A 12,139-nucleotide genomic window follows, 5' to 3' on the forward strand; every position below is an offset into this window, starting at 1 on the left:
GCCGCCCCAGTTCACCGGGAACCACCGCCCGCCGCGAGCCCCTCCGGGGCCGCGCGCGTCAGCAGGAACTGGTGCACGTCCAGGTAGCCCGAGGCGAAACCGGCCTCGCAGTACGCCAGGTAGAAGGTCCACATCCGCCGGAACGTCGCGTCGAAGCCCAGCTCCGCCACCCGGTCGGCCCGTTCGGCGAAGCGCTCCCGCCACAGCCGCAGCGTCTGCGCGTAGTGCGCTCCGTAGGCCTCGGCGCGGGTCACGCGCAGCCCGGTGTGCGAGCGCGCCGTCTCCTCCACCACCCGCACGGACGGCAGCATCCCGCCGGGGAAGATGTACTTGTGGATCCAGGTGTACGTGTCCCTGGTGGCGAGCATCCGCTCGTGCGGCATGGTGATCGCCTGGAGCGCGACCCGCCCGCCGGGCGCCAGCAGCCGGTCCAGCGTGGCGAAGTACACCGGCCAGTACTCGGCTCCGACCGCCTCGATCATCTCGACGCTCACGATGGCGTCGTAGCTCCCCTCGGCCTCCCGATAGTCGCACAGCCGCACCTCGACGCGGTCGGACAGTCCCGCGGCCGCGATCCGGCGCAGGGCCAGCTCCCGCTGCTCCCGCGACAGGGTCAGGGTGACCACGTGGGCACCGCGCCGGGCCGCCCGGACGGCCAGCTCGCCCCAGCCCGTGCCGATCTCCAGCAGCCGCGTGCCGGGACCGGCCTCCACCAGGTCCAGCAGCATGTCGATCTTGCGGTGCTGGGCGTCCGCGAGCTCCTCCCGGCCGGCGGGCAGGGCGCGGAACACCGCTGAGGAGTAGGTCATCGTCGGGTCGAGGAACTCGGCGAAGAGCTCGTTCGACAGGTCGTAGTGGCGCTGGATGTTCGTCCGCGAACCGTCCGGGGTGTTGCGGTCCGAGGCCGGGTGCCGGGAGGCCCACAGGCCGCGCAGCCGCTGGAGCGGAGCGGGGACCAGCCCGGTCACGTGCCCGGCCAGCACGGTCAGGACGGCGACCGGGTCGCGCGCGTCCCACTCCCCGGCCAGGTACGACTCGCCGAAGCCGATCAGCCCCTCGGCCGCGATCCGGCGCTCGAAGGCGTCCGGGTCGTACACCGCCATCGCGGGGCCGCCCCGCCCCAAGGTCCCGTCGGGGCCCATCCGGACCTGGAGCGGCAGCCGGTCCAGGGCCCGGCGGATCAGCAGCCGCCCGACGGCCGCCCGGGCCCGGGAACAGGGCGGCACGGCCGGGGCGGTGGCGGTGGTGGTGGTCGACGTGCTCACTTCAGACCCTCCTGGGGTACGTGTCGGGGACGCGGCCGCACGGGCAGCCCGCGCAGCCACAGCCGGATGCCGTGGAATCGGATGCCGACGCTGACGGCGGCGGTGGACCAGGGGCGGCGCACCGCGGCGCGCAGCAGTCCGCGGGCGCCGGCGGGGCGGCGCTCGCCCCGGACGGTCGCGGTCAGGCGGGCACCGTCCCCGCCGCCGGCCAGCCGGACGGTCAGGGAGAGGTGTTCGCCCGGCTCGGGCAATTGCATGCGGTAGGCGCCCTCCACCGCGAGGAAGGGGGAGACGTAGAACTCCTTGGGGACCGGGGCGACGTCGAGGTCACCGCGGGCCCCGCGGTCGCCCCGGGCGGTCTCCGGAGGGAGCAGGTAGCAGTGCCGTTCGCCGTACGTGTTGTGCACCTCGGCGACCACTTGGCGCAGGGAGCCGTCCGGGCCGTGACACCAGTACACGGTCAGCGGGTTGAAGACGTGGCCGAGCACCCGGGCGTGCGCCAGCATCGACACCCTCGATCCCGGCGGGAGTCCGGCGCCGCGCGCCGTGAGGAACGCGTCCAGTCCGGCCCGGATCGAGGGGGCGCCGCCGCCGAAGTGGTCACGCGCCTCGAACCGGGCGAGCGGCCGCAACGGCCGGGGCAGGCGCGGGAGCCGGTCGAGGTCCACCAGCCACAGGTACGTGCGGTGCCGCAGCCGGTAGTGGCTTCCGCCCGACCGGACGTGGCGGATGTCGGCCAGGTAGAGACAGGGCAGCGCCGGGCCGTGCCCAGGCGGGCCAGGGGCCGCCGAGCCTTGCTCGGTCGGGCGGGGCGCCGCCGGGCCGGGGCTCACCACGACACCCCCAGCGCGGCGGCGGCTTCCACGCCCGAGCGGCAGCCGTCCTCGTGGAACCCCCATCCGTGATAGGCGCCCGCGAAGGCCGTCACCGGACCCGAGAGCGCGGGCAGGAGCCGCTGGGCGGCCACCGACTCCGTGGTGTAGACGGGGTGTTCGTACTCCATCTCGGCCAGGACCAGCTCCGGCCGCACCGCCCCGCCCGCGTTCAGCGTGACCACGTACGGCTCCGGCCCGTCCAGCCCCTGGAGCCGGTTCATGTCGTAGCTGACCCGTACGTGCGCGTCGGCGGGCCGGCACCCCGACAGCCGGTAGTTCCAGCAGCCCCGGGCGCCGGGCGTGCGCGGCAGCACCGAGGTGTCGGTGTGCAGCACGGTCCGGTTGCGGGAATAGCGGAAGGCGCCGAGCGCGGTGCGTTCCGCGTCCGTCGGATCGGCCAGCAGGCGCAGCGCCTGATCGGCGTGGACGGCGACGACCACCGAGTCGTAGAGCGCGGTGGCCCCGCCGGCGGTGGTGACCGACACGCCCTGCGGGGTGCGCGCGAGGGACCGTACCGCGGTGGCGAGGTACACGGCGTCCAGCCGTTCGCGGACCCGCTCCACGTAGCGCGCCGAGCCGCCCTCGACCGTGCGCCAGCTCGGCGAGCCGCCCACCGACAGCATGCCGTGGTGCTCCAGGAACCGGAACAGGTACCGGGCCGGGTACCCGAGCGCCGTGTCCGGCGGGCAGGACCACACCGAGGCCACCAGCGGGATCGCGAAGTGCGCGGTGAAGTAGGGCCCGAAGCGGCCGCGTTCGAGGAACTCGGCGAGGGTGATCTCGGCGGCGTCGGCGGCGTCGTCCGTGTCGGCGTGGGCGTCCGTGTCGGCCAGCAGCTGCCTGGCCCGCCGGTGGAACGCCGGGATCCGCGTCAGCATCCGCAGGTACTCCGGGTTCACGGCGGACCGGCGACGGGCGAAGAGGCCGCGCGGCCCGCGCGCACCCGCGTACTCCAGCCCGCACCCCTCGCAGCGGACCGACAGGCTCATCGTCGTCGGCCGGGTGGCCACCCCCAACTCGCCGAAGAGTCGCAGCAGGTGCGGGTACGTGCGGTCGTTGTGGACGATGAAGCCCGAATCCACCGCCCGCACCACCCCGTCCGGCCCCTTCAGCTCGTGGGTGTGCGCGTGCCCGCCGAGCCGGTCGTCCGCCTCGTACAGGGTCACCTCGTGCGAGCGCGCCAGGACGTACGCCGCCGTCAGCCCCGACACGCCCCCGCCGATCACGGCCGTCCGCGGGCGCGGCGCCCCTCGCTCGGTCATCGTGTTCCTCTCTCCGCTCCGTCACCCGGGCACGCCGTCGCCCGGGACACCCCCGTCACCCCCTTCTTCGGAGCCGAGGGGGGTCTTGGATGTGCCGTACGGGGGAATCCCGCATCCGATCCGGTGCGCGACGGAGAATCGGAGGCAGAGGGCGGAGGTACCGAAGAACAGGGCTCAAGGAGCGGAGACAGCCATGACGGGCAAGAACTGCCTGGTCACAGGGGCCACCGGATACATCGGCGGACGCCTCGTACCCGAACTCCTGGACGCCGGCCACCGGGTCCGCTGCCTGGCCCGCACCCCGGAAAAACTGCGCGACCACCCCTGGGCCGGGCAAGCCGAGGTCGTCCGGGGAGACGTCACCGACCCCTCGTCCCTCGCCGGGGCGATGACCGGCATCGACGTCGCCTACTACCTCGTGCACTCCCTCGGCACCGGATCCGGCTTCGAGGAACGCGACCGGGACGCGGCCCGGGCCTTCGCGGACGCGGCCCGCGCCGCCGGGGTCCGCCGCATCGTCTACCTCGGCGGCCTCACCCCGGCCGACATGCCCGTCCGGTCCCTCTCGCCACACCTGCGCTCCCGCGCCGAAGTCGGGGAGATCTTCCTCGCCGGAGCCGTCCCGGCGACCGTGCTGCGCGCCGCCGTCGTCATCGGGTCCGGGTCCGCCTCCTTCGAGATGCTGCGCTACCTGACCGAACGGCTGCCCGTCATGGTCACCCCCAGCTGGGTCGGCACCCGCTGCCAGCCCATCGCCGTCCGCGACGTCCTGCGCTACCTCGTCGGCAGCGCCGGCATGCCCCCCGAGGTGAACCGGTCCTTCGACATCGGCGGGCCCGACGTGCTCACGTACGAGGAGATGATGCGCCGCTACGCCGCCGTCGCGGGGCTGCCCGCCCGCCTCATCCTGCGGGTCCCGATGCTCACCCCGAGGCTGTCCAGCCACTGGATCGGCCTGGTCACCCCCGTGCCGAGGGCGCTGGCCCGGCCGCTCGCCGAATCCCTGCGGCACGAGGTGGTGTGCGCGGAGCACGACATCGCCGACCACGTCCCGGACCCGCCGGGGGCGCCCATCGGCTTCGACGAGGCCCTCGCGCTGGCCCTGCGGCGGATCCGCGAGGCCCGGGTGACCACCCGCTGGTCCTCCGCCGCCGTCCCGGGAGCGCCGAGCGACCCGCTGCCGACCGACCCCGACTGGGCGGGCGGCAGCCTCTACACCGACCACCGGGAGCTGACCGTCGAGGCCCCGGCGGCGGCGCTGTGGCGGGTGGTGGAGGGCATCGGCGGGGAGAACGGCTGGTACTCCTTCCCGCTGGCCTGGGCCGTACGGGGCTGGCTGGACCGGCTCGTCGGCGGGGTCGGCATCCGGCGAGGCCGCCGGGACGCGGCCCGGCTGCGGGTGGGGGACTCCCTGGACTTCTGGAGGGTCGAGGAGATCGAACCGGGCCGGCTGCTGCGGCTGCGCGCCGAAATGCGGTTGCCGGGGCTGGCCTGGCTGGAACTGCACGCCGACCCGCCGTCCCCGGGGGAAACCGGATCCCGCTACCACCAGCGGGCCCTGTTCCACCCGCACGGCCTGCTGGGCCACCTGTACTGGTGGAGCGTCTCCCCGTTCCACGCCGTCGTCTTCGGCGGCATGGCCCGCAACATCGCCCGCGCGGCGGAACGCACGGCCGACGAAGGCGCGGACCCGACGTAGCCCCGTGCGCGGGCCGCGGACGGCGGCCCGCCGGCCCCCTCCTCATCGCCTCCCCATCGCTCCCCATCCCCTCCCCGGACCACGGGCGACCGTTCGATGGGAGAATCGGTTCCGTGACGACTGTCTCCGGGGACTTCGAACTGACCATGGACGAACTGCGCGTCGTCGCACGCTACGCCTTGGAGAGCGCCGAGGGCGTCCTTCACGTGTTCGAGGAAGCCACGCCCGGCGATCCCCGGCCTCGTGCGGCCATCAACGCCGCGGGGGACTTCGTGAGCGGCGCCAAGAGGACCAACCTGCAGCGCATCACCTCCATGGACGCCCACCGGGCGGCAAAGGAGGCGACCACGGAGGCCGCACGGCTCGCTGCGCGCGCCGCCGGAGATGCCGCCTCCGCGGCCTACCTCCATCCGATCGCGAAAGCCACCCAGGTGGGACACATCCTGCGCGCCGCCGCGAGCGCGGCACGCATCGGCGAACTGAGCGCGGGCGATGATTCCGCCGTCGGGCTCCGGCTGATCGAGGAGGCTCGCCGACGCGCCACACCCGTACTGATCGATGTGCTGAACAGGTACCCCGAGGCACCGGCCGGCAAGAGCCGTGCCGCACAGCTCATGACCCTCCTGGACGCGTCCCTGCGCACACCCCGCCAAACCGAGGGCCGGGCGGCGAGCGCGCCGCAGCCGACCCCATAGGCGGACCGCGGGGCGGAAGGCCCGACGGGAACGTGCCTGGAAACGCTCCGGGGAAACACCCGGGCACGGCGCGGCAGCGCCACCGCATCCGGGAGGGGGTCCGGCGGCGAAGTACTCACGACACCAGTCCCCACGTCCCCCACGCGGAGCGAACCCCATGAACGTCGCGGTGGTCCTCTACACCTCCGACCTCCGGCTGCACGACCATCCGCCGCTGCGGGCAGCCCTGTCCTCTTCCGAGCAGGTGGTACCGCTCTTCGTGCGCGACCCGGCGGTCCCCGCCCCGCCCAACCGGCTCGCCTTCCTCGCCGACTGCCTCGCCGACCTCGACGCCGGCCTGCGCGCCCGCGGCGGCCGCCTCGTCGTACGGTCCGGCGACCCGGTCGCCGCGACCATGGCCCTCGTACGGGAGACCGACGCCGACGAGGTGCACATGGCGGCCGGGGTCAGCGCGTACGCCCACGCCCGTGAGGAGCGGCTGCGGGTCGCCCTCGAAGCCGAGGGCCGGCGGTTCCACGTCCACGACGCGGTGATCACCGCGGTGGCCCCCGGCGCCGTCACCCCCACCGGGTCCACCGGGTCCGACCACTTCGCCGTCTTCACCCCGTACCACCGCCACTGGTCGCAGCACCCCCTGCGGGCCGCCGCCCCCGCGCCCCGCGCCGTCCCGGTGCCCGACGCGATCCGCTCCGAACCCCTGCCCGAGCGCGCCGCCGTCACCGGCACCTCTCCGGGCCTCGCCCCCGGCGGGGAATCCGAGGCGCGCCGGCTGCTGGCCCGGTGGCTGCGCTCCAGCATCGACCGCTACTGCGACACCCATGACGACCTGGCCGGCGACGCCACCTCCCGGCTCTCCCCGCACCTGCACTTCGGCACGCTCTCGCCCACCGAGGCCGTGCACCGGGCCCGCGCCGCCGGCGGCCCCGGCGCGGAGGCCTACGTACGGCAGCTGTGCTGGCGCGACTTCCACCACCAGGTGCTCGCGGCCAGGCCCGGGGCCGCCGCCGCGGACTACCGGGACCGCGGCGACCGCTGGCGCACCGGCCCCGCCGCCGAGGAGGAGACCCTGGCCTGGAAGGAGGGCCGCACCGGCTACCCGGTCGTCGACGCGGCCATGCGCCAACTGGCCCACGAGGGCTGGATGCACAACCGCGGCCGGCTGCTGGTCGCGAGCTTCCTCACCAAGACCCTGTACGTCGACTGGCGCGTCGGAGCCCGCCACTTCATGGAACTCCTCGTCGACGGGGACCTCGCCAACAACCAGCTCAACTGGCAGTGGGCCGCGGGCACGGGCACCGACACCCGCCCCAACCGGGTCCTCAACCCCGTCCGCCAGGGCCTGCGTTACGACCCCGACGGCGGCTACGTCCACCACTGGATCCCCGAACTGGCCGGACTCCCCGCACCGCGCGTGCACGAGCCCTGGCGGCTCCCCGGCCTGGAACGGGCCGAGTACGACTACCCCGACCCGGTGGTCGGCCTCGCCGACGGCCTCGACCGATTCCGCGAGGGCCGCGGGACGGGGCACGGACCGACGGGCGCACCGTGACCGGCGACCGGGCCCGTGACCCCGGCGGCCAGGGCCATGACCCCGACGTGCGCACCGTGACCGGCGGGCGGCCACGGGCCGAGGGCGCGTCCGGGGCCGAAGACCCGGCCGGGACCCGGGTGACGCTTCGGGGTCCTTCCGCGCCGTACGGTGGAGAGGTGGAGCCCGAACCCCCGCAGTCCACGCCGGTCGCCCTCGGCACCGGCGCGGTCGCCCGACGCCTCGGGGTGTCCCCGACGACGCTGCGCTCCTGGGAGCGCCGCTACGCCATCGGGCCGGACCGCCGAGAAGAGGGCAGGCACCGGCGGTGGACCCCTGCGGACATCGCCCGGCTGGAGCTGATGTGCCGCCTCACCGCCCAGGGCGCGCCCCCGTCCGAGGCGGCCCGGGTGGCCCGGGGAGCCCGCGACGCCCCGTCCGCCGATGCTCCCGCCGCCGCGACCCCCGGCGGGCCCCGCGCGCTGCGCCTCGGGGACGTCCGCCCGGAGTGCAGGGGGCTCGCGCGGGCCGCCGTACGGCTGGACGCGCCGGCCGTGGAGGACCTGCTGGCGGCCGTGCTCGCGGAGCTGGGCCCGGTCACCGCGTGGGAGGAGGTCATCGCGCCGACCCTGCACGCGGTGGGACGCAAGTGGGCCACGGCCGGGGAGCGTTACGTCGAGGTCGAACACCTCCTGTCCTGGTACGTCTCCGCGGCCCTGCACCGGATCCGGCCCGCCCCGGAGCCGCTCCGGGCCCCGCCCGTACTGCTGGCCTGCACGCCCGGGGAGCAGCACTGCCTCCCGATGGAGGCGCTGGCCGCAGCCCTCGGCGAACGGGGCCTGCCCGTAAGGATGTTCGGACCCGCCCTGCCCGCCGACGCCCTGTGCGAGGCCGTGCGGCGGACCGGTCCGCGGGCCGTGGTCCTGTGGGCGCAGTCCCGTACGACCGCCGACGCGGCTCTCGCCAGGTCGGTGGCGGGCATCGAGTGGGGCCCGCGCGGCGCCCGCGGCCACTCGGCGCTGCTGCTCGCGGGCCCCGGCTGGGGCGCCGGGGCCGCAGCCCAACCCGCGCGCGCCGAGCGGCTGTTCGGGCTCCGCTCGGGGCTGGCCGTCATCGAATCGGTTGTGGCAACCGGGGCTGCGGCGAAAGCTCCGGGGAGCGTTCCAGAGACTGTCGCATGACGTGCAGAGCCCGCCGCATGTGGCTCTTGACGGTGCCCAGCGGGAGCCCGGTGCGGTCCGCGATCTGCGACTGCGTCAGGTCCGCGTAGAAGGCGAGCCGCAGCACCCGCTGCTGCGCCGATGGCAGCCGGGCCAACTCGCCGAGCAGCAGCACCCGTTCCACGGCCCGCTCCGGACCGGGCTCCGGCTCCGGGCGGCCCTGTGCGCAGACGCGCGCGGCGGCCCGAACCACCCGGGCCCGCCGGGTGCGGGCCTCCAGGGCGTCGGCCACCTTGTGCCGGGTGATGCCGGTCAGCCAGGCCCCGAGACCGCCCGGCCCGGGCCGGTACCCGCCGCGGCCCCGCCACGCGGCGAGGAAGACCTGCTGGGTCACGTCCTCGGCCTCCCGCTCGTCGCCGAGCGAGCGCACGGCGAGTCCGTGCACCAGCGGCCGCCAGCGCCGGTAGACCGCCGCCACGCAGTCCTCGTCACCCGCCGCGAAATCCGCTGCCAGCCTGGTGTCGTCCTGGTCGTCCATGCCCCGAGCCTCGCGAAAACGGCATGCGCGGCCAACTTGCACCGTTTCCGCATCGTTTTCTGCCGGGGCCTCGACCCCTCGCCATCCGGGCCGGTCGGCAAGGCACCCCCTGGACCGATCAGACCGATGCTTCCCCGCCGGGGTGCATCAGCGGCTGGGTCAGGTACACCAGCGCCACCGCCAGGACCAGTACGGCGGCCGGCAGCAGCAGCCACCCCACCGACCAGCCGGTCCGTACGAGCAGCGCCCCGGCCAGTCCGCCCGCGAACATCGCGCCGACCGACGAGGCCCGCCGCACCCAGGCCACGGTCCCGTACCCGAAGGCCCGGTCCTGCCCGAAGACCGAGCCGCCGAGGAAGGAGGTCAGGGAGCGGGTCACCAGGGTGGTCGGCACCCCGGCCGGGTTCACCCGCAGGCTCGTCACGTTCCGGATCCCCATCGCCAGCGACAGGGCCGCCGAGACCAGCAGCTGCCGCGTGCCGGGAGCTCCGAAGCGGGGCGCCAACCCCCATCCGGCGGCCGCGGCCGTCAGGACCAGCACCGCCTCGGCCGACAGCCCGGTCACGAACCAGCGCCGGCCCCGCTTCTCCACGAAGGCCTCCAGCCGGGCCCCGCACGCCGCCCCCAGGGCGAACGCGGTCAGCGAGACGGCGGGTGCCAGCGCGGGCACCGGGCCCGCGTGGGCCGCGCCGAAGGCCAGGAACAGCACGTTGCCCGTCTGCATGGCCGTGAAGACGGGCCCGAGCGCCAGCAGGCTGACCGCCTCGGTCAGCCCGGTCACCGCGGTCAGCACCAGCAGCAGGAGGGTCAGCGGCGGTCGCGTCGTACGGGAACCCGGGCTCATGAGCCCCGACACCGACAGGTCCGGCCCGCTCGTCCGGCGCCGACATGCCGCAGGGACTAGGGTCCGAAGAGTGAGTGATCTGCTGCTGGTGAGGCACGGCGAGACCGCCTGGAGCGCGACCGGACGGCACACCGGGCGCACCGACATCCCGCTGACCGCGCGCGGGGTCGAGGAGGCCATCTCGCTCTTCCCGTACTTCCGCGACCGCAGCCCCGCCCTGGTCCTGACCAGCCCGCTGCGCCGGGCCGCCGCCACGGCCGAGCTCGCCGGCCTGACCGGCGCGGTCACCGACCCGGACCTCTACGAGTGGGACTACGGCGGCTACGAGGGCATCACCACCCCCGAGATCCTGCGCGAGCGCCCCGACTGGTCCCTGTGGACCGACGGGGTACCGCCCGGCGACGAGGAGCACCCCGGCGAGAACGCCGCCCAGGTCGGCGCCCGCGCGGACCGGGTGCTCGCCCGGGCGGCCGAGGTGCTGCGCGCCGACCGGGGCAATGTCGTCCTGGTGGCCCACGCGCACCTGCTGCGGGTGCTGACCGCCCGCTACCTGGGCCTGCCGCCCGAGGCCGGACGCCTCTTCCTGCTCCGCACGGGCACCTTCAGCATGCTGTCCACGGAGCACGGCCTGCCCGTCGTCGCGGGCTGGAACACCCGCCCCTAGCTCCCGCCTCGCGCGCCGGGCCCGTCTGCGTGACGATGCGTACATGGCCCACCTTGGCTCGGACGGTATGCCCCCTGAGCCCCCGGAACCGGTTCAGGCCGACATCGACGGCGCCGCGCAGCCGGGGCTCAAGGCCAATGCGATCGGCTTCCTCGACGCGCTCGTCATCGGCCTGAACTCGACCTCGCCCGCCTACTCCCTGGCCGCGGTCATCGGGCCGATCGTGGCGCTCGCCGGCATCTACGCCCCCGGCGTCATGCTGGCCTCCTTCGTGCCGATGCTGCTGATCGCGGCCGCCTTCTACTACCTCAACAAGGTCGACCAGGACTGCGGGACCACCTTCTCGTGGGTGACGCGCGCCATGGGCCCCTGGGCGGGCTGGCTCGGCGGCTGGGCCATCGCGATGACCGGCGTCCTCGTCATCGGCTCGCTGGCCGACGTGGCCGTCCACTTCGGACTGCTCGCCGCCGGACTCGACAGCTGGGCGGCGAACGAGGCACTGCGCCAGAGCCTGACCGTCGTCGTGATCCTGGCCATGACGGCCGTCTGCGTGATCGGCACCGAGATGTCGGCCCGGCTCCAGGACGTCCTGATCCTCGCCCAGGTCTTCTTCCTGCTGGTCTTCGCCGTCGTCGCCCTCTACCGCGTCTACGCCGGCACCAGCAGCCTCGACGGCACGAGACCCGCGATCGAGTGGCTCAACCCCTTCGGCGCGGGCGGCGCCGCCCTCACCGGCGGGCTGCTGCTCGGCGTGTTCATCTACTGGGGCTGGGAGTCGGCGGTCAACCTCACGGAGGAGGTCGAGAACTCGGCCACCGCACCGGGCAAGGCCGGCATCTGGTCCACCGTGGTCCTGCTGGTCACGTACCTGTCCGTCGGCTTCGCGGTCGTCGGCTACGCCGGGACGAAGTTCCTCTCCGAGAACGCGGGCGAGGAGGAGGCCGTCTTCGCGGTCCTCGCGCACGAGGTCATGGGCGGCTGGGACTGGGTCGTGCTGCTCGCCGTCTGCACCTCCGCGCTCGCCTCCACCCAGACCACGATCATCCCGGCCTCCCGTACCGCCCTGTCCATGGCCCGCCGGCACGCGCTGCCGCCGAACCTCTCGCACATCCACCCCCGGTTCCGGACCCCGGACGTCAGCACGTGGTGGGTGGCCGGCATCGCCATCGTCTGGTACCTCGCCGTCAACCAGATCAGCGAGAACGCCCTCCTGGACTCCCTGACCGCCCTCTCCCTGCTGATCTCCTTCTACTACGCCCTCACCGGCCTGGCCTGCGCCGTCTACTACCGGCGCCACCTGCTGGAGAGCGTGCACAACTTCCTGCTGATCGGCCTCGGCCCCGTGCTCGGCGCCGGGCTGCTGGCCTGGCTGCTCGTGCAGTCGGTCGCCGACATGTCCGACCCGGAGAACTCGGCGAGCGGCGTCTCCTGGTTCGGCCTCGGCCCGCCGCTGGTCATCGGGATCGGCATCGCCGTCGTCGGCGTGCTCGTCATGTGCTTCTGGCGGATCAGGGACGGCCGCTTCTGGCAGGAGCGGCGCGGCGTCGCCGACCCGGCCCTCGTCCACGCGGCCAGGAAACCCCGAAGCCCTGAGGTACCGAAGCCCTGA

The 12,139-nt window shown here is 74.6% G+C and carries 11 protein-coding genes; 6 read left to right on the forward strand and 5 right to left on the reverse strand.

From position 1 onward, the window contains the following. Positions 1–11 precede the first annotated feature (11 nt). From OG276_RS33350 to OG276_RS33360, 3 genes are all read right to left on the reverse strand, one after another. The gene (locus OG276_RS33350) at positions 12–1,265 is read right to left on the reverse strand and encodes a cyclopropane-fatty-acyl-phospholipid synthase family protein (RefSeq protein ID WP_266911094.1); all 1,254 of its coding nucleotides are present in this window, start codon (positions 1,263–1,265) and stop codon (positions 12–14) included. After that, positions 1,262–2,020, reverse strand: a complete 759-nt coding sequence (locus OG276_RS33355) for a DUF1365 domain-containing protein (RefSeq protein WP_266913336.1) — start codon at positions 2,018–2,020, stop codon at positions 1,262–1,264. The genes OG276_RS33350 and OG276_RS33355 overlap by 4 nt, the downstream gene beginning before the upstream one ends. Before the next feature lie 74 nt (positions 2,021–2,094). Continuing rightward, a complete protein-coding gene (locus OG276_RS33360; RefSeq protein ID WP_266911096.1) occupies positions 2,095–3,402 on the reverse strand; it encodes an NAD(P)/FAD-dependent oxidoreductase in 1,308 nt (435 codons plus the stop codon). A 193-nt stretch (positions 3,403–3,595) separates the two neighbouring features. Here OG276_RS33360 and OG276_RS33365 point away from each other — a divergent pair, with 193 nt between their 5' ends. The 4 genes from OG276_RS33365 to OG276_RS33380 all read left to right on the forward strand — a co-directional run bounded on the left by OG276_RS33365 (position 3,596) and on the right by OG276_RS33380 (position 8,505). Beyond that, complete coding sequence (locus tag OG276_RS33365) at positions 3,596–5,101, forward strand: SDR family oxidoreductase (protein ID WP_266911098.1); 1,506 nt, start codon at positions 3,596–3,598, stop codon at positions 5,099–5,101. 113 nt (positions 5,102–5,214) lie between these two features. Beyond that, positions 5,215–5,796 carry a putative immunity protein gene (locus tag OG276_RS33370; RefSeq protein ID WP_266911100.1) on the forward strand — a complete coding sequence of 194 codons (582 nt, stop codon included), beginning with the start codon at positions 5,215–5,217 and terminating at the stop codon, positions 5,794–5,796. Between the two features lie 157 nt (positions 5,797–5,953). Beyond that, positions 5,954–7,345 (forward strand): deoxyribodipyrimidine photo-lyase, encoded by a 1,392-nt coding sequence (locus OG276_RS33375; protein WP_266911102.1) that lies wholly within the window; start codon positions 5,954–5,956, stop codon positions 7,343–7,345. A 158-nt stretch (positions 7,346–7,503) separates the two neighbouring features. After that, positions 7,504–8,505 (forward strand): MerR family transcriptional regulator, encoded by a 1,002-nt coding sequence (locus tag OG276_RS33380; RefSeq protein WP_266911104.1) that lies wholly within the window; start codon positions 7,504–7,506, stop codon positions 8,503–8,505. On the opposite strand, the gene OG276_RS33385 is transcribed toward OG276_RS33380, so the two are convergent. Further along, positions 8,435–9,022, reverse strand: coding sequence for an RNA polymerase sigma factor (locus OG276_RS33385; protein WP_266911106.1), 588 nt, complete (start codon positions 9,020–9,022; stop codon positions 8,435–8,437). The genes OG276_RS33380 and OG276_RS33385 overlap by 71 nt on opposite strands. Before the next feature lie 118 nt (positions 9,023–9,140). Then, the gene (locus tag OG276_RS33390) at positions 9,141–9,866 is read right to left on the reverse strand and encodes a YoaK family protein (protein ID WP_266911108.1); all 726 of its coding nucleotides are present in this window, start codon (positions 9,864–9,866) and stop codon (positions 9,141–9,143) included. Positions 9,867–9,936: 70 nt separating this feature from the next. Between OG276_RS33390 and OG276_RS33395 the strand changes: the two genes are divergently transcribed. Together OG276_RS33395 and OG276_RS33400 are read left to right on the forward strand one after the other, a co-directional pair. After that, a complete protein-coding gene (locus OG276_RS33395; protein WP_266911110.1) occupies positions 9,937–10,530 on the forward strand; it encodes a histidine phosphatase family protein in 594 nt (197 codons plus the stop codon). A 67-nt stretch (positions 10,531–10,597) separates the two neighbouring features. Beyond that, positions 10,598–12,139, forward strand: coding sequence for an APC family permease (locus OG276_RS33400; RefSeq protein WP_266911112.1), 1,542 nt, complete (start codon positions 10,598–10,600; stop codon positions 12,137–12,139).

It is taken from the genome of Streptomyces sp. NBC_00086 (genome assembly GCF_026343255.1).
Classification (GTDB): domain Bacteria; phylum Actinomycetota; class Actinomycetes; order Streptomycetales; family Streptomycetaceae; genus Streptomyces.